Annotated in this window: 15 protein-coding genes and 1 tRNA gene; 5 read left to right on the forward strand and 11 right to left on the reverse strand. The window is 55.0% G+C overall.

The genetic code is table 11. The annotated features are described in order from the left end of the window. Positions 1-22: 22 nt before the first annotated feature. The 10 genes from PLF13_08215 to acnA all read right to left on the reverse strand — a co-directional run bounded on the left by PLF13_08215 (position 23) and on the right by acnA (position 13,788). Positions 23-511, reverse strand: coding sequence for a dCMP deaminase family protein (locus PLF13_08215; protein HOP07260.1), 489 nt, complete (start codon positions 509-511; stop codon positions 23-25). Positions 512-863: 352 nt separating this feature from the next. Continuing rightward, positions 864-1,520, reverse strand: coding sequence for a class I SAM-dependent methyltransferase (locus PLF13_08220; protein ID HOP07261.1), 657 nt, complete (start codon positions 1,518-1,520; stop codon positions 864-866). Then, positions 1,513-2,133 (reverse strand): flavodoxin family protein, encoded by a 621-nt coding sequence (locus PLF13_08225; GenBank protein ID HOP07262.1) that lies wholly within the window; start codon positions 2,131-2,133, stop codon positions 1,513-1,515. Before PLF13_08225 ends, PLF13_08220 begins: the two co-directional genes overlap by 8 nt. Continuing rightward, positions 2,126-4,006, reverse strand: coding sequence for an ABC-F family ATP-binding cassette domain-containing protein (locus PLF13_08230; protein HOP07263.1), 1,881 nt, complete (start codon positions 4,004-4,006; stop codon positions 2,126-2,128). Before PLF13_08230 ends, PLF13_08225 begins: the two co-directional genes overlap by 8 nt. Next, complete coding sequence (locus PLF13_08235; protein HOP07264.1) at positions 4,003-6,081, reverse strand: BatA domain-containing protein; 2,079 nt, start codon at positions 6,079-6,081, stop codon at positions 4,003-4,005. The genes PLF13_08230 and PLF13_08235 overlap by 4 nt, the downstream gene beginning before the upstream one ends. A gap of 2 nt (positions 6,082-6,083) precedes the next feature. Next, positions 6,084-7,988, reverse strand: a complete 1,905-nt coding sequence (locus PLF13_08240) for a hypothetical protein (protein ID HOP07265.1) — start codon at positions 7,986-7,988, stop codon at positions 6,084-6,086. Between the two features lie 55 nt (positions 7,989-8,043). Continuing rightward, positions 8,044-8,766 carry a 2-phosphosulfolactate phosphatase gene (locus PLF13_08245; protein ID HOP07266.1) on the reverse strand — a complete coding sequence of 241 codons (723 nt, stop codon included), beginning with the start codon at positions 8,764-8,766 and terminating at the stop codon, positions 8,044-8,046. Positions 8,767-8,778: 12 nt separating this feature from the next. Beyond that, the gene (gene gcvT / locus PLF13_08250) at positions 8,779-9,864 is read right to left on the reverse strand and encodes a glycine cleavage system aminomethyltransferase GcvT (protein ID HOP07267.1); all 1,086 of its coding nucleotides are present in this window, start codon (positions 9,862-9,864) and stop codon (positions 8,779-8,781) included. Positions 9,865-10,070: 206 nt separating this feature from the next. Then, positions 10,071-11,009 carry a DMT family transporter gene (locus tag PLF13_08255; protein ID HOP07268.1) on the reverse strand — a complete coding sequence of 313 codons (939 nt, stop codon included), beginning with the start codon at positions 11,007-11,009 and terminating at the stop codon, positions 10,071-10,073. Between the two features lie 106 nt (positions 11,010-11,115). Continuing rightward, complete coding sequence (acnA, locus tag PLF13_08260; protein HOP07269.1) at positions 11,116-13,788, reverse strand: aconitate hydratase AcnA; 2,673 nt, start codon at positions 13,786-13,788, stop codon at positions 11,116-11,118. Positions 13,789-13,989: 201 nt separating this feature from the next. On the opposite strand from acnA, the gene ispE reads away from it, so the two are divergent. The 5 genes from ispE to PLF13_08285 all read left to right on the forward strand — a co-directional run bounded on the left by ispE (position 13,990) and on the right by PLF13_08285 (position 17,011). Next, positions 13,990-14,940, forward strand: a complete 951-nt coding sequence (gene ispE / locus PLF13_08265) for a 4-(cytidine 5'-diphospho)-2-C-methyl-D-erythritol kinase (GenBank protein ID HOP07270.1) — start codon at positions 13,990-13,992, stop codon at positions 14,938-14,940. Further along, entirely contained in the window at positions 14,903-15,172 is a 270-nt protein-coding gene (locus PLF13_08270; GenBank protein ID HOP07271.1) for a SpoVG family protein, read from the forward strand. The genes ispE and PLF13_08270 overlap by 38 nt, the downstream gene beginning before the upstream one ends. A gap of 23 nt (positions 15,173-15,195) precedes the next feature. Next, positions 15,196-15,267 (forward strand) — tRNA-Gln (locus PLF13_08275). A 72-nt stretch (positions 15,268-15,339) separates the two neighbouring features. Next, positions 15,340-16,296: a ribose-phosphate pyrophosphokinase gene (locus tag PLF13_08280; GenBank protein ID HOP07272.1), complete on the forward strand. Its 957-nt coding sequence runs from the start codon at positions 15,340-15,342 to the stop codon at positions 16,294-16,296. 55 nt (positions 16,297-16,351) lie between these two features. Further along, positions 16,352-17,011: a 50S ribosomal protein L25 gene (locus PLF13_08285; protein HOP07273.1), complete on the forward strand. Its 660-nt coding sequence runs from the start codon at positions 16,352-16,354 to the stop codon at positions 17,009-17,011. Positions 17,012-17,885: 874 nt separating this feature from the next. Here PLF13_08285 and PLF13_08290 read toward each other — a convergent pair. Further along, a complete protein-coding gene (locus tag PLF13_08290) occupies positions 17,886-18,668 on the reverse strand; it encodes a slipin family protein (GenBank protein ID HOP07274.1) in 783 nt (260 codons plus the stop codon). Positions 18,669-18,673 lie beyond the last annotated feature (5 nt).

Here is an 18,673-nt window from a genome sequence, read left to right on the forward strand (position 1 = left end):
TGACCGGAAGAACAGGGAGAGATTATTCCAGTCGCAGAGTCAGTTCCACATGCTCCGGAACAAGCTGTCGATATGTAACACCGGCCATATCGAAAATTTTCCGGGACGCCTGAAACACCGGCTGGTTGTGGTACTTGTCCGAGAGAAAGACCACTTCCCTGATCCCTACCTGAACGATCAACTTGGCGCACTCATTGCAAGGGAACAACGAGACATACATAGTGGCCCCTTCAAGGTGCGACTTATCGGAGGCATTGGTGATGGCATTCATCTCGGCATGGCAGACATAGGGGTACTTGGTATCGAGGAATTCCCCTTCGCGTGACCAGGGAAGGATATCATCGGAGCAACCGGTCGGGAAACCGTTGTAGCCGATCCCGATGATCCGCTTTTTCGAATTGACGATACAAGCTCCCACCTGGGTGCTGGGATCTTTCGAGCGCTTGGCTGAGAGCTGAGCAATTGCCATGAAGTACTCTTCCCAGCTTATGTAATCGGAACGTTTCTGCATGGCCGGAATTTAGTATCGTCTTTTCCTCCGGTCAAGCGGATTGGTGAGAGCGGATCGGGTTCATGCTCTTTACCACAGGTTCGAAGAGGGATTAGCCCTGCGGCGGGGGTAACATCGGCAGGTCTCGGGGAGACCTGTCCTGCGGCGTGAGGGACTGTTGAAAAAGTCATACATTCGGATATTCAGTAAAACACAACTGTAATGCGGGCGACACAAGGCGCCCGCTACGCGAGGTCAGAGTCCTTTAACGCGTAGCGGTGGAGCTTGTCTCCGCCGCAAAAAGAGGTTTTTCAACATTACCGTGAGCGAGGTGATGGAACGAGGTTTTCGTAAGTCAGGTTGCAAGCACCCCCTACCTCACCCGCAGTTCCACCGACCAGTAGTAAGGCTTGTGCGTCAGGCGCTCAATGCGATAGAACGGCTCCAGGACCCGCCGAAGGTCTTCCTCCGAGAAGTAGTTCTTGATAATCTGGAACTCTTCGCCGTCCGGCACTTTCCGTTTAATCAACTGGTTCCCCGCCGCATCATGTCCGGCCAGCCGTCGCATATTCCCCTCCGCGGGCGGATTGTTGTCGATTATCCAGATCGTTCCTCCCGGCCGCAACACTCGGTTCAACTCATCGAAGAGTTTCTCGTAGCTCTGCTTCGGTTGATGCGACAACCAGAATCCCAACGCGATCAGATCGAACGAATGGTCTTCAAACGGAATACTCTCCAAACCGGCTTGTACGAACATCACCGGGCACGCGGCTTTCTTAAGTCGAGCTTCCCGTAACATTTCAGCAGAGATGTCGGCCGCCGTAATCTCGTGCGCCGTTTGCGACATGAACTCCAGCCAATAACCGGTTCCGCAGGGGATATCCAGCACCGTTTTACCGGCGGCGAGCTTTTTGAGTCGCACGACTTCATCGTCGATCTCTTGTCGTCGCTCCGGATTGTCACGATAGTAAATCCGCTCATAATCCGGCGCCCACCGGCAATAGTATTTGATTAAATTCGACTCAGGCATATTTGTCACTTTTCAACTTCTCGGCCAACTCCCGACCCAGCTTGCGGGCATCCTCCAACGCTTGCTTGTCTCCGGCGGCGCTGCCTCTGTTATGAAAATTATCACTGCGATATTCGAGCACGCCCTCGTTGACCACTTCAACCCATTTGAAAAATCCGGCCACGATTCTCCGCGCGCCCTCGAACCAGCCGCGTTCGCCGCCGACCAGCACCATCGCTCCCGGCCGTTTACGCGGCAACAGCTTGAGAAAATCATGTTCCGGATCCTTGTCGTCGAAATCGGCCGGTCGGAAACAATTACAGCGGTCGATAAACGTTTTGGCCTGTCCCGAAACCGTATCGAAATAAAGCGGACTTCCGAACAGCAACAGATCACACTCGGCCAAATCTTTGTATAGCTCGGTCAGATCGTCAGCCAGCACACAAAAACCTCGATCCGGTGCGAAGCCGCACGCCTGACAGGGCTGAAAAATCAATTCGTTAAGTTTCACGAACCGCCAGGAGGAATTATTATCCGCCAGTGTTTCGATTACAGTCGTTGCGACTTCACCCAACAGGATATCGGTCGAAGCACCCGGCGCCGGCGAACCGGATATCGCCAGAATTTTAGCCAAGGTCAGTCTCCTCCAGCTCATCCAGACGAGCATAGGTTCCCAGCAATTCGTACTCTACTTCCTCTTTGCGAATCGACGCCGCCTGCAAGGCCTCCCAGTCGTTACGCGGGAGATCATACTCGATATCCCGTTCGAGCCTGGTCAACTCCGCCTCCAGCTCAACGATCTTTTCCTGTGCCGCCTTGATATCCTTCTTCAGTCGCCCGCGCGCTTTGGACAATTCTTTGAAGCTCAAATAAGCCTCTTTCGACTTCACCGGCTTGATCGTTGCCGTCTCGGTCGGGCGCGTCTTCTCCATGTAGTAAGAGTAATTGCCATCGTACTGACGCAACGCGCCGCCGTCTATATGAAGAATCCGATTGACCACCCGGTCGAGGAAATGCCGGTCGTGGCTGACGATCAAACAGGAGCCCTCGTATTCGATCAAAGCCGCTTCAAGCGCCTCGCGCGAGTCCATGTCGAGATGGTTGGTCGGCTCGTCGAAGATGATGAAATTCGCCGGATGATACAACAGCCGCGCCAGCGACAGCTTGGTCTTTTCGCCTCCCGAGAGCGCCCGGACCGGTTTGAACGGTTCATCACCGGTAAATCCGAACCGGGCCAGAAATGCTCGCATCTTGCTGCCATCGGCCATCGGGTCAACTTCCCAGATGGAATCGAGCACTGTCAGGTCAGGATCGAGATCGGTCAGCTCCTGATCGAAATATGCCACATCCACCTTGTTGCCGAGACAAATCTCGCCCCCGGCCGGGGATAGTTCTCCGATCAGCGATTTCAGCAACGTCGTTTTACCGGAGCCATTGCGCCCGATCAGTCCCACCTTCTCGCCGCGATAGATATCAACGTTGACGTCGTTGAGCACGATCCGGTCGCCGTACCCGAGCGCGACATCGTTCAGCGACAGAATATGAGCGTAGGATCTTCCGGACGAGGCCATCTGGATTTTCGCTGCCTGTTCGTCGACTTTCGGCGGCGGCAGGCGTTTGATACGCGAGAGATATTTCAGCCGCGATTGCGCCTGCCTGGTTTTCTGCCCGGCCATATTGCGCCGGATAAACTCCTCAACCTTACGAATATGCTCCTGCTGATGACGGTAGCGATGTTCGTGCAGGCGTCGTCGTTCGGTCCGTTCCTCGAAATAGCGATCTATCCCGCCGGTGTAAAACTCGATCTTGCCGTGCAGTAACTCCCAGACATCCCGAACCACCCGGCTCATGAACATCCGGTCGTGCGACACCACGATATAAGCACGGTTGGTCCCGGCCAGAAATTCCTCGAGCCATTGAGTCGATTCGATATCGAGATGGTTGGTTGGCTCGTCGAGTAACATCAGACTGCCGTTCCCGGCGAGGATACGCGCCAGCGACGCCCGATTTTTTTCACCGCCGGAGAAATTTTGCAGGCGTTCGGAATGCCGCTCGGGGATAAATCCCAGTCCCTGCAGAATCGTGTCTACCTGATGGTCGAACTCGAATCCGCCGGATATCTGGTATTTTTCCTGAAGGCTCCCCAGTTCTTCCAGCAATTCCCGGTCGTGCGGCGTAATTTCGAGTTGATGTTCCGCCGAGGAGATTTTCGCCCGCATCTCCAGAATGTCCGGCCGTCCCTGTGAGACATACTCGTTCAGGGTCAGACCGAGATATTCTCCCAACTCCTGTTCGGCATAGTCAATTTTGCAATCGCGCGAACGGTGCACGGCTCCGGCGTCAGTCTCATGTTTTCCGGCGATTATCTCGAACAGCGTCGTTTTACCGCAGCCGTTGCGACCCAACAACCCGATCTTGTCCCCGGAATTGACCGCGAAAGAAACCTGGTCCAGGACTATCTGGTCATCGAAACGGCGGGCCAGTTTCTCGGCCGTAAGGAGTGTCATGCCTCCTCCTCGGCCCCACTGCTTCTGCCGAGGAGCATCTCGGCCGCCATCAGGATCAACGCCAGCCAGACGAAAAACTGCCACAATTCACGCCCGTAACGCAGTTCGGTAATCGCGGCCTGCGTGGCGCCGGGACTGACTGCATGGAACTTCTTGATATGGAGCGAACCGGCCAGACGGTCGTCATCCACCGCCGCTAAGTTTCCCTCCGAGGGTACCATGTTCAACGCAAAACGATCCACTTCCCGTCCCATGTGAACGATCCGGTATACGCCGGGTAGATTGACCGGCTCGGGAATGACGCTCAGGCGACCGTCGTTCTCCTCAACCGAGAGGCGATACTCGGAACTATCGGGTGCGATCATGGTCGGTGGTAACTCATATTGCCCATGCAGATCGACCGCCCGCACGATCCGTTGTCCGACCTTCAGATCAGTCTCGAACTCCGACATGCGAGCCGTCAGATATTCCGCCACACGCGCCACCAGCGGCACGAAAAAGGCATGCCCGGCGATATCGGAATAGGCCGGATCGATCGGTCCCGTAAAAGTCATCACCCGTCCCTCACCAAGACGGCTCTCCACCAGGCCGGGGCGATTACCGCTGAATAACATCAGCGTTTCGGCATAATCGGCCGCTTTTACACGCGGCAGGCTGTAGAATTTGAGGTCGGGTAGCTTGCGATCGAGTGAATCGAACGCCGTAAAAATCGGGTGTTCGCTTTTTACCGATGCCAGTGAATAAAAACCTACCCGGGTAACTTCGGTTTTGGCCGGTTCCTCTATCGTTACCCCGGTTATATTCGACCAGTCCCGGTTGAACCGTTCGACATTCGTACCGACTCCATACGTCAAAAACAGTCCCGTTCCACGCTCCACCGCGGCCTTGATCCGATCGACATAATTGCTCGTCAACGTTGGGACACCGGCCAGAATAACCATGTCGTATTCGCTGAAATTCACCCCGGCGAGATTCCCCGGCGCCACCTGCTTGATCGACCAATACTGCCCCAATCCGGGCGTCGGTGCGAGCGCCAGGGCGATAAGCTGCGCCGACAGATCCTCGCCTGCCACCAGTACGTTGAACTGCTCGGGAATACGAAAACTGAAATAACAGCGATTGTCGGCCGCAAAAATATCATCCGATAGTTCTATATATCCACTGTGCAGACCGGTCCGTGAAACCGAGCGGGTGAATTTTACCGGTGTTCTCTCTCCTCCGGCCACCGTCACATCCTGCTGCGCGACACGGCTCCCGTCGAGAAACAACGAGGCCATCAACTCGGTCGAACCGGCGCCCTCATAATTCTGGATTTCCGCATTGATTTCAAAATCCCGTCCCGGTAAAAGCAACTGGCCACCGAAATCCATGCCGACCACACCCAGGTTACCCGCCGACTCCAACGGCAAATCCACCATACAGATGCGGACATCATCATCCAGCGCTGTGAGACTATCCAACCCCTCCTGCGTCAGATTGACCTGCTGCCGGTCGGTCACCAAGTATAATTCACGATTGAGATTGGCGGCGTTGTTCAGTATTTCACTCGCCTGCTCCCAGGTTGCCGCCAGATCAGCCGGGCGATAAGCTATTTCGATTTGTTCCAATCGCTCCGAGGCCAGGGCTGCCGACGATGGTGTCAGGCTCTCGTCCCGACCACCGGCCATCGGGATCAGCGTCACTTCATCCGCTTCGCCGAACGTTTCCAACACCCGTCCGGTTGCCTGGCGGGCAATCTCGAACAGGTTGCCGTCGGTCACATAGCGATCCATCGAGCCGGAATTATCCAGAAGGATCACCGCCGAAACCGAGGCGTGCGATCCCACTCCGCCGCTTTGCAAGGTCGGTCGCGCAAAGGCCACCACTATCGCCAGGATGATCAACATCCGCAACAGCAGCAACAGCAACTGGCGAATTTTAAGTCGCCGCACCTGCCGTCGCTGCATTGCCTTGAGATGTTTCAAGGAGGAAAATTCAACCACCTTCACCCGCCGTTTGCTGAACAGATGAATAATCAGCGGGATAAGCGCAGCCACGGCCGCGAACAGGACGGTTGAATTCAGAAAACTAAACATAACTATTTGAGCTTATACGGTTTCTCCAGATGCTGCCGGGCCTCTCGCTGGACGAAATCAGCCGAGGCCAACCGCAGCACTTCTCCGTAACGTGCTTCGGCAGTTTTCCGATCACCCGTTATATCCGCCAGTTTTCCCAGCCAGAGATTGATCAACCCTCGGTAAAATGCACGTGTTTCGAGAAAATCCGCTATCAGTAAATGTTGCTCGGCCAAACCTGGCTGGTTCTTGAGCAAATACGCCACCCCGAGCCAGAGCTGCGCGTGAACCATCGAAGGATCCGCCTTGACCGCCGGCGCCAGTACGCCAATCGCTTCGTCCAGATACTGGCTCCTTTTTTCCGCACCGGCAGCGTCGGATTTTAATCCTAACAATTCCGCCAGCATCACCCGCGACTCCGCAATCGGCGACATCGGCGAAGATAGCGCGACTAGCTGTGTTAAAAGTGTTATCGCACCGGTCGTATCACCGCGATAAAGATAGTTCAGTCCCAGATTGAACATAATATACAGATCAGTCGAATCTTTACGCCGGGCCAGTTCCAGATCCTTCCGAGCCTGATCGTAATAAGCATTCATCTGACGGTAAGTCGCCAGCGTCATCAGCCGTGCCGCCGTGCCGGTATCGAGCGCAACCAGTTTCTCCTGTGCCTCGGTAGCCAGGTAATAATCGCCGGTGTAAAACGCCGCTCGGCTCACCAGCGAAAGCCAACGCAGTGAATCACTTTGCTTCTCGACATAGTCCTCCAGCATCATCCCGTAGCTCATCATTTGCGCATAGCGAAACATCCCTTCGGCAATATCGGCGAAATAAGCCACCCGTGCCGGGTCGATCGTCAGCGTATCGTGATACTGCCGCCAGCCTTCTTCGATTTCAGCCACCGATTGCCCGTATACCTCGGCCATCTTTTCCGGGAGATTCAAATCGTCGGCGACCTCGTAAAGTTGTCTGAACCGGGCAATCCCGTATACCTTGATCAGATAGGCTGTCAAACTCGCGGCGGTTCGATCCGCTATATAAGCATCACTGCTCAGATACGTGTAGGTATCCAGCATATCGATCAACTTTGGTGCTTTGTTGTCCGCCAACAGCCTTTTCATATCGATATCCGCCGGTGAATTGATGCCGGCCAGGCCTTCCGTTAAAAACGGCGGGGCATATCCCCAGTTGCGCAACAAAGCGTTCTGGTTTACCACAAACGCATCGACTGAGTTGTAGTCCCGTGAGAAAATAACCGAACTCGTTCTCCGTGTGGGATCGATTGCCATCGCGAACCGACCGTCCCAAATCTGTGACGGGAGATAACAGGGGCATAAAAACACATTGGTTTTACCGGGGATATTGAACCCGCACATCGCTGCAAACGGCCGGTACTGGTCCTCAAGCAGACCTTTGACTGAGCCCCAGTAGTAATCCCCGAACGATCCCGGAAGAAAATAGATATCCATATTGGCCGAGGGATTGAATGTAAAACCGTTCTCCAACCGACCGGTAAACGGACAACTGCTCGTGTCTTTCTCCGTCATCGCCAACGGTGTCATTACGAAATCATAACTTGCCCCGTTTTTAGCGGTTACGTCCGATAACCGGGCGGGAAGGCCGTACTCGACCGTAAACACCCGCGAGTTCGAATACGCCGGTGGTCCCAGGGTGATCAGGTGTACCAGGAACCGCGCCCGAACGGAATCTATCTCCTGTAACTCGAAATCTGCCGAGGCGACCAAAAAATAACCAGAAACCGGAATACCTTTGACTATCTCCACGGTATCCGCCATGAGAAGATGAGCTGTTCCGTCTTGAGGATCGTTCTGGTACAACTGCAGATCGCAACGCAGTGCCGGTTCCGCCAGGAGCGTTGAGGTCGTTACCAGGACAAAAGCAAGTACCTTCAATATCAGTCGGGTCATAAAGTCTTATACCTTTCAACCATGTTACGGACGGTTTCCCGGTCAGGGAAATTCGCTAAAACTGCACCAGGCGGCCATCGCGCATAATCGGCAGAACCGGCATGCTGTCAACGTCAGCAGCGGTCTCGATATCTGAGGCAAAACCGATAGAACTTAAAAAACGACCATGCTCTCCCTGAGCGATAGCTCGCAGAATCGCTCGGCTGTTAGTCCGATATAAAAGGAGCGACAACGAACCGGCATCGTTCAGCTCCGGCTGAAGTTTATACTCGGTCGAGAGTAAATGAATCAACATACCGCCGCAAACCGTGTCCTCAATAGAGAAATGCCCCTCGCGACCGGCGCACACGATCATCAAATCCCGTCCCGCCTCGGCTACTCTGCGTGCCACTGACGAAACATTCACCAGGCTGCATGAAAGCACTTCGGCCGCGCCGTGGACTTCGGTAAAAGCCAGCGTGCCGTTGGTCGTTGTCATGATGACGATTTTATTGCCGACCGATTCCGGGGTAAACTCCGCCGGTGAATTACCCAAATTGAAATTCTCGATCTTCACCCCGTGCCGCTCACCGGCCAGAACCGATAATTCCGATCCCAATTTGGCCCAGAGATCACCCGCCTCACCGGGCCCTGCTACCGGAATCACACCCTTGGCGCCGGCCATGAGTGCGGCGCAGACGGTTGTAGTACAACGCAGCACGTCGATCACTGCAACCGTCTTATCCTTCAGGTCCACCTTGTTGGAGCGAACCGGCGTGAGATAGAGTTCGATCTTCATACAGCGGTGTATTTACCGATGCGAGCCCTCTTTATAGAACGGCGGTTTGACCACCTTAGCCGGATAGCTGCCGTTCCGTATTTGCACTTCGACCTCGGACCCTATTTTGGCATGTGACCGAGGAACATAAGCCAGTGCAATCGGTTTCTTGAGAGCCGGTGAGAACGTTCCCGAAGTTACCTTACCGGCCGGTTTGCCATTGACGAGAATATCATAGCCATGGCGCGGGAATACCTTGCCCTCGAGCTCGAGACAGACCAGTCGGCGATTCGGTTTTTCTTCCTTCTGCTTGAGAAGGACATCCTTGCCGAGGAAATCCTTGTCGAAATCGACAATCCAGCCCAAACCCGCTTCGATTGGTGTCGTGGTTTCGTCTATATCGTTGCCGTACAGCGCCATCTTCATCTCAAGGCGCAGCGAGTCGCGCGCCCCGAGTCCGATCAACTCCATTCCATACTTCTGGCCCTGCTCCGTCACCGCTTTCCAGATCTTATCGGTGTGTTCCGAGGTGATATATATTTCGAAACCGTCTTCGCCGGTATAACCGGTGCGGGAGAACATGACATCACAGCCGGCCACTTTCCCCTGCGCCCAAGTGTAGTATTTCATGTTTTCCAGATCGTACTCGATAATCGGTTCGACCACTTTCTGGGCATTAGGTCCCTGGATCGCCAGGAGACTGATCTGATTCGAAATGTTGAGCAACTCGACATCATTGGTAGTATGCTCGTCCAGCCACTCGAAATCTTTGTCGATATTGGCTGCGTTCACTACCAACAAATACCGATCCACCCCGCGATAAACCAGCAGGTCGTCAACGATACCGCCGTCTTCCATCGTCATACAACTGTACTGAATCTGGCCCGGTTCGAGCGCTGCTACGTTGTTGGTTGTCATGGCCTGAAGGAAATCCAGGGCGCCTTCGCCTCGCACTACGAACTCACCCATGTGAGACAAATCGAACAAGCCCACGTTTTCGCGGACCGCCATGTGCTCAAGCGTAATTCCTTTATATTGCACCGGCATATTGTAACCGGCAAACGGCACCATCTTCGCTCCCGCTGCGACATGATAGTCGTAGAAGGCTGTCTTGATCAGTTCTTTATGTTCGTTTTCAGTCACTTGGACAAATCCTTGTTACAAATCGTAATTTATCAGGTCTAATAAAGAGAGATCGCGCCAAAAGTCAACCTTGGACCCATAACGGACCGGCCGGTTGATTCGTTCAACCCCGGTCACTTCCGGGCTAACGCTACCGGACTCCATACGAGACATTTCTTGAAAATTGTGGCATACCTCTTGATTCAACCGCGGGCAGACACCAATCTCAGACGCTGTCGCCCGATAATCATCAGCAAACATCCCGCTAAAAGACAAAACCCACCCGCCAATTCACGCGTCGTCGGCATTTGGTTTAACGCCACCACCGCAATCAGGAGAACGTAAACCGGCTGAAGCTGACTGATTATGGCGACTTTCGACAGTTCCAGGCGGACCAGAGCGAGCATGTACAGAAGCCGGGCCAGAATCGGCCCCAGCAACGCCACTGCCGCCACTCCATACCACACTTCTCCCAAACCACTGAAGCTGTTGTCGGACCCGGCGAACAACACCCAGAAAGCAACTGCGATCATCAGATTGCGCAAATAAGTCATCGGTACGGCATCGACATATCGCAGGGCAATTTTCGAGATATACTCCGTCACGCCAAAACACAAAGAACTCGCCAGCACCAGCCAGAAACCTTCGTCATACTGAAACCTGAGCGTCAACTTCATGATTACGATTCCGAGCAGCGTCAGCCCCCCGCCGATTATCTCGAGCGGCCCGAATTTCTCTTTTAGCAGAACCACTCCCATAAGAATGATTATGGGTACTTCGACGCGGTTGAGAAACGAGGCCAGCGAGGGATCGATCTTCTGAACTCCGGCCCACCACAGCCATATTGCCGCCACCGAAGTGAGCGCAAACGCCCCGATCCAGCGCCAGCCCTGAGCCGAATGACAGAACACCGCCCGCCGGCCTTTGTAAGGCACCCACAGAACGGTCATAACCACACTAGCAATCGTGAAAATCATGCTGTTCATCAGGAGTGGTGAAATCGACATGAGGTTCCATTTACCGATCACCGTGGTCAGCGCGGAACCAAACGCCGATACCGCCGCCAGCACCGTCCCGACCTTCGCCGACCGCTGTGCGGCTAATCCCGTATCAGATTCCTGATTTAACCGACGTTCTTTCACGCTCTCACTCAAAACGCTATCAAGTCACCAGCCACAGACCAAAACTGACCGGCCGCTTTGAGCGACCGGCCAGTATCATTGACTAATTAATCGCACCGGGTGGCAATCAGCCCCGGGCCAACTGCCGCAGCACCATGTGTAAAATACCGCCGTTGCGGTAGTAATCTACCTCCACCGGCGTGTCGAGGCGGGCGATCATCTGGAAGGTCTTCTCGTCGTGGTCTCCCCTGGCCCGCACTGTCACCTTCTGTTTGGGCTTAAGGCCGTTCGAAAGGCCTTCGACTGTGAACTTCTCGGTGCCGTTCAGACCAACCGTTTCGCGCGATTCCCCCGGCAGGAACTGCAAAGGCAGCACGCCCATGCCAACGAGATTCGAACGATGGATGCGCTCATAGCTCTGCGCCAACACCGCTTTCACGCCGAGCAGATTGGTCCCCTTGGCCGCCCAGTCACGTGAAGACCCCATGCCGTAATCATTACCTGCGATCACCACCAGCGGTGTCCTGGTTTCTTTGTAGAGCACCGCCGCGTCATAGATCGACATTTGCTTCCCGGTTGGCAGAAATATTGTTACGCCTCCTTCCGTTCCCGGAGCCAGCAGATTGCGCAAGCGGATATTGGCGAAAGTTCCGCGTGTCATGATGCGGTCGTTGCCGCGCCGTGAGCCGTAACTGTTGAAATCCTCGAACGCCACCCCGTGTTCCAGCAGGAACTTGCCCGCTGGCTGATCGGCCTTGATCACCCCCGCCGGTGAGATATGATCGGTCGTGATCGAATCCCCGAGCAAACAGAGCACTCGGGCGTCGTTTATCGGCGCAATATCGTCCGGTTCGGCCGAAAGATCGACAAAGAACGGCGGTTCCTGGATGTAGGTCGAATTTTCATTCCATTCATACAGGTCGCCTTCAGACGACTTGATCGCATTCCAGGTCGGGTTACCGTCGAACACCGAAGAATACTTCTCCCGGAACATCTCCGGCTGTACTGCCGCTTTCACAGCCTCGGTGATCTCATTCTGCGTCGGCCAGATATCCTTCAGGAAAACATCACCATCGGTTCCCTTGCCGATCGGATCATTGGTCAGGTCGATATCAATTGTTCCCGCCAGCGCATAAGCCACCACCAGCGGCGGTGAAGCCAGGAAATTCGCCTTTGTATGCGGACTGACACGCCCCTCAAAATTTCGATTGCCGGACAGCACCGCTGCCGCCACCAGATTGCCCTCGTTGATCGCCGTCACCATCGCATCCGACAGCGGGCCCGAATTGCCAATACAGGTCGTACAGCCAAATCCGACATTATGGAAACCGAGTTTCTTCAAGGGCTCCATCAAACCGGCTTTTTCAAGGTAGTCGATCACCACCCGCGAACCCGGCGCCAGCGATGTCTTCACCCACGGCGACACCTTCAGCCCTTTCGCCACGGCCTTCCTGGCTACCAGCCCGGCCGCCACCAGAACGTTCGGATCGGAGGTGTTCGTGCATGAGGTAATCGCGGCGATCGTCAGCACTCCATGGCCGATTTCGGGCTGATCTCCCTCCGCCAGCTTAACCTTGGTTGCCCGATCTCCCGGCGGGACCTCGAAGCCTCGCTCCTTAACCGAACGTGCCATTCCGGCATGGAACTCTTTCTTCATATTGGCCAGCGACACCCGGTCCTGCGGCCGTTTCGGTCCGGCCAGCGAAGACTCAATTACACCGCAATCCAACTCCAACGTATCGGTGAACACCGGTTCCGGCGAATCAGGCTCACGGAAAAGGCCCTGCTCTCTGGCATAACGTTCGACCAGATCGATCTCCTCCTCGGTCCGACCGGTCATTTTCAGATAGTCCAGGGTGGCTTTGTCGATTGGGAAAAATCCCATCGTAGCGCCGTACTCGGGGGCCATGTTGGCAATCATGGCCTTGGTCGGCAACGGCAAATGATCCAGCCCCGGTCCGTAATACTCTACGAACTTGCCGACCACCCCCTTCTCGCGCAACATCTGGGTGACGGTCAGCACCAGATCTGTTCCGGTCGTTCCTTCCGGCAATTTGCCGCACAAACGGAACCCAATCACTTCCGGTGTGAGCATATAAATCGGCTGTCCCAGCATCGCCGCCTCGGCTTCGATACCGCCGACACCCCAGCCCAGCACCCCCAGACCGTTAACCATCACCGTGTGACTGTCGGTACCGACCAGCGTATCAGGAAAAGCGATGCCGTTTCTTACCAATACACACTTAGCCAGATACTCGAGATTCACTTGATGGCAGATCCCGGTTGCCGGAGGGACTACTCGGAAATTATCAAACGCCTTTTTGCCCCAATGCAAAAATTCATACCGTTCGGCATTCCGCTCGAATTCCTTTTGCATATTGATTTTGAGCGCATCATCGGAAGCATAGGCATCAACCTGCACGGAATGGTCAATTACCAGATCGACCGGCACCAACGGATTGATTTTCCCGGGATCCCCACCCATGCGCTTCATCGCCGACCGCAACGCTGCCAGGTCAACCACCGCCGGGACACCGGTAAAATCCTGAAGTAGCACGCGGGCCGGTTTATAAGGCAGTTCCACATCGCCCACCGTCTTCGCCTTGTAGGCGGCCAGCCGCTTCACATCATCTTCAGTCACGGCATGTCCGTCGACATTGCGAAGAACGTTCTCCAGCAGCACCTTGATCGAGTACGGCATTCTGGTCAATTGATCGGCCGACGCCACTTTATCGAGCCGATACATCTTCACCTCGCCGCCCTTGGTGCTTAGGGGAGATATCGAGTTAAAGGGATCCATAGTTACCTCCGGGAAATAGCTTGTACTGTCAATCGCATAAGTTAGCATTATATGATTTTATGCCGACCGAGACAAGCTCACCGGTCATAATTAGAGTATAAGAAAGCTTGGTTTTTTTCATCACATGCACTATCTTCGGATTGATAGAGCTTTACCAACCTTGAGAGACACACTATCTGGCCTGACGGGGTGGCCGGAACCATGATCATTAGAACGTGCACCAGCGACCGCGTCGTTATCGACGCTTCGGCCAAGATAAACTTATTTTTAGAAGTCCTTCGTAAACGCGAAGACGGCTTCCACGATATCAACTCATTGTTTCAGGCCGTATCGCTCTTTGACAAACTGGAGTTTCAACGGTTGGATCGCCCCGGATGCACTCTTTCCGTTTTAGGCAACGACACTCTGCCTAACGACAACTCCAATCTTATCTGTCGAGCCTGTGAACTCATGGCTCGTCGGTTCGGACTCAAGCATGGTCTGTCCGTCGAGTTAACCAAGAGAATTCCGCTGGCAGCCGGCCTCGGGGGCGGGTCGGCCGACGCGGCGGCCACAATAATAGCCTATAATCTACTGAATCATTTAGACTTAACATACGAAGAGATGGCCCGTATCGGGGCTCTGATCGGCTCTGATGTGCCCTTTTTCTTCTCCAACGGCCAGGCTCTGGTCACAGGACGGGGAGAGATTGTCGAACCGGTTGAACTACCGACCGATTACGCAATCTTACTAGTCAATCCGGGAATTCCCGTATCCACCGCCGAGGCCTATGCCGACCTTAGAATGGGCTTGACAAACTCAAGACATCCATTTAGTTTGCCCTACTGCCGGAGTTTCGAGGAATTTGTTGAGTGCCTTGATTCTTCCGGCAATGATTTTGAAAAGACCCAGCTAAAACGGTGCCCGGATCTGGGTCGGATAAGAAATGTTCTGTTGGACTGCGGGGCTAGACTGGTGCGGTTAAGCGGCAGTGGTCCGACTGTTTTTGGTGTGTACCATATAGCTCCGGAGTTAGAAGAAGTAATACGGTTGATCAGAAATGACTGGTTTTGTTGCTCAGTGAGACCGGTCAGGTTCGACTCTGATAATAACCATGAACCAGAGGGAGGCGGCTTTGGAGATTACAGAAATCCGGGTCACCTTGAGAGATGAAGATAGGCTTAAAGGCTTTGTTAATGTGACGTTCGACGATGCCTTCGTGGTGCGTGGCATGAAAGTGATCAAAGGGAACGAAGGCTACTTTCTGGCCATGCCCAGCCGGCGACGGCGCGACGGCACCCACCAGGATATTGCCCACCCGGTCACGGCCGAGATGCGCAACACCCTGGAAAGGCGGGTCATCGAAGCTTACGAAATGGAACTCAAGGCACAAACTAGTTTGTGACATAAAATACGTCCTTGATTTTTTGGGGCGTCGTCAAGCGGTAAGACACCAGCCTTTGGAGCTGGCATTCCCAGGTTCGAATCCTGGCGCCCCAGCTTTTTGATCTTGGCGTCAACCTGCCTGCACTGACAACAGTCGGCAGGTCGCGTTTTGTACGGGATGAAAACATGATCGTTCGCGAAGAATTAAAACTGGTTACCGGCAATTCCAATCGCCCGCTGGCCGAAAAGATCGCCGCCTATCTCGGCGAGAGCCTGGCCGACTGTACTGTCACCCGGTTCTCCGACGGCGAGGTATTTGTCCAGATCAACGAAAACATCCGCGGTGCGGACCTTTTCATTATCCAGCCGACCAATCCCCCGGCCGAGAACCTCATGGAGCTGCTTATGCTCATCGAGGCCTCACGCCGTGCCTCGGCTATGCGCATCACCGCGGTTATTCCGTACTATGGCTACGCCCGCGCCGACCGCAAGGATCGTCCGCGCGTCGCCATCACCGCCAAGCTGATCGCCAACCTGATCACTACTGCCGGCGCTGACCGCGTTATTACCATGGACCTCCATGCCAGCCAGATCCAGGGCTTTTTCGATCTGCCCCACGACCACCTTTACAGTTCGGTCGTGATCAACAACCATCTCGAACAGATGGGGCTGGAGAACCTGGTGGTGGTCTCTCCCGATGTCGGTTCGATCAAACTGGCGCGCGCCACCGCCGAGGCGCTGCACGCCGACCTGGCTATCGTGGACAAACGCCGCCTGCGTGCCAATGAAGCCGAAGCGATGAATCTCATCGGCGACGTCAGAGGCAAAAACGTCCTTATCCGCGACGATATGATCGACACCGGCGGCTCTTTATGCGAGGCGGCCAAGGTCGTCAAAGAACACGGCGCTCTCGATGTTGTCGCGGCCTGTACTCACGGTGTGTTGTCCGGTGCGGCTCTGCAGCGTATCGAGCAATCGGCCATCCGTAAAATGATCGTCACCGACTCCATTCTCCAGGACGATCGCGGCCTGCCGAGCACCTTCGAGGTGGTCACTGTCTCCGAACTGATCGGCGAAGCTATCAACCGCATATTCGACGAGGAATCGGTCTCTTCCCTCTTCCGGGAGATGCCGAGCAATTAGCGACTTCAACATAGATGATAAAGAACAACGACATAATAGAGGATTCGATTCAGCCATGAGAGAAGTACCTATTGCGGCCGAGCGCCGCGAGGGTGTCGGCAAAGGTTTTGCCCGAAGGATTCGTATGGACGGCCGCGTTCCCGGCGTTATGTACGGTCCCGAAACCGAACCAATATCGCTTTCGATCGGTGAGAAAGATCTGCGCCTGGCCTTTAAGCAGTCCACCGGCGCCGGCACGATTTACAACCTGTCCGTCGACGGCAAAGAGACCAAGGTCGTTCTGCGTGAAATCCAGCGCGACCCCGTCACCACCCATATCATTCACCTCGATTTCCACGCTATCAGCATGAGCAAACCGCTCCGTGTGGCCGTGCCGGTCAAATTCCACGGCGTGCCGGTGGGAGTCAAGGTCGACGGCGGCATCATGCAGATAACCATGCGTGAAATCGAAGTCTCCTGTTTGCCTCAGGATATCCCCGGGTCGTTCGATATCGATGTCTCCGAACTCGCTATTGGCGACTCCATTCACGTTCGTAACTTGAAACTCGAGGCCGGTACTATTATCTCTCCGGAACAACGGACGATCGTCGTTATCGCAGCCCCGACCGTTGTCAAGGAAACCGCCGCCGCCGCCGCCGAAGGTGAAGAAGCTGAAAAAGCTGAAGGCGCTGAGGGTGAAGGTGAAGAAGGCGAAGAGGGCGAAGAGAAAGAATAACTGCTCCTCAGTCTTCACCGGTTTGACCGATAATCTAAAAAGCCACGCTCCAGCGTGGCTTTTTTGTACTCGCCAGTTAGCGGAGTCATCCCGAATTTGTCGGGTTTCTCTGCTCGCGGGGCGTTGCCCTCGCTCGCTCCGGAACACCGACCTACGCAAGAGAATCATTCGGTGGGCGGCAGACCTCCCGGTCTGCCCCAAGACCCGAGCGATATAGGGCATGTCTCTCCGTTCGGTGGCCCAGGGTTTCCAGGAGGGAAGGCCAGCATGGACAGCGTTCTGATTATCGTAGACGCAGGACGCGGTCCCCGTTCCTACACCTTCCATGCCAATAGAGCCAAGTCCTTTCAACACCAAGGCATTGGAAACCCGCCACCCAATCAAACACCGCACAACTACGGATATTCGCGTTTTAAGAGGAAGACGTTTGCCGCCCACCAATGTTCATAAGGGGGCAGTTTGAAACTTCCCACCCGTGGACGGATGGGCCACCGAGCGACAGAACTAAAAGTGGATCGCGTTTTCACGGGGCAGACCGGGGAAGTCGGCCGCCCGCACATCCGAGGGACCGCACAACAAAGCCCGGGATCGCAGGGATCCCGGACTACGGATATTCGCGTTTTAAGAGGAAGACGTTTGCCACCCACCAATGTTCCTAAGGGGGCAGTTTGAAACTTCCCACCCGTGGACGGATGGGCCACCGAGCGACGGAACGAAAAGTGGATCGCGTTTTCAAGGGGCAGACCGGGAGGTCGGCCGCCCGCACATCCGAGGGACCGCACAACAAAGCCCGGGATCGCAGGGATCCCGGGCTACGAACATTTGCGTTTTCATGGGGCAGACCGGGAGGTCTGCCGCCCACACGGCGAGGCGCCTAAGCTTTCGGGGTGTTTGAGCCCCTATCCAGATATTTCTTGAACGAGTCCAGCAGGTCGATCGGGACCGGGAAAACCAGTGTCGAGTTTTTCTCGGCCGAGACCTCGACCATCGTCTGCAAAAACCGCAGTTGCATCGCGTTCGGCTGGGTCGCGATCACGCCCGCCGCATCGGCCAGGCGCTGGGCCGCCTGGTATTCACCCTCGGCGTGAATCACCTTGGAGCGCCGCTCACGTTCCGCCTCGGCCTGGCGCGCCATGGCGCGTTGCATTTCCGGCGGGAGATCGACATTCTTCACCTCGACCACGCTGACCTTAACCCCCCAGGGCTCGGTCTGTTCGTCGATGATTGACTGCAGCTCAGCGTTAATCTTCTCACGGTTGGCGAGCAGGTCATCCAACTCGACCTGCCCCAGAACAGATCGCAGGGTAGTCTGGGCAATCTGCGAGGTGGCCTCGAAGAAATTTGCCACGGAGACCACCGCCCGGCTCGGATCGGTCACCTGGAAATACAACACGGCGTTGACCTTGACTGAAACGTTATCCTTGGTAATAACATCCTGAGCCGGCACATCGTAGGTAATAACGCGCAGATCGACCCGCACGAACTTATCGACAACCGGGATCAGAATAATCAGGCCGGGTCCTTTGGCTCCCACCAGGCGTCCGAGACGGAACACCACACCACGCTCGTATTCTTTAAGAATTTTGATTGCGGCCGAAAGAAACCAGAGAAACAGGACCAGGATGATCCCAATCGAAAAGAGACTTGGTGCAACCACGCTAT

It is taken from the genome of Candidatus Zixiibacteriota bacterium, from assembly GCA_035380245.1.
GTDB lineage: Bacteria > Zixibacteria > MSB-5A5 > GN15 > FEB-12 > DAOSXA01.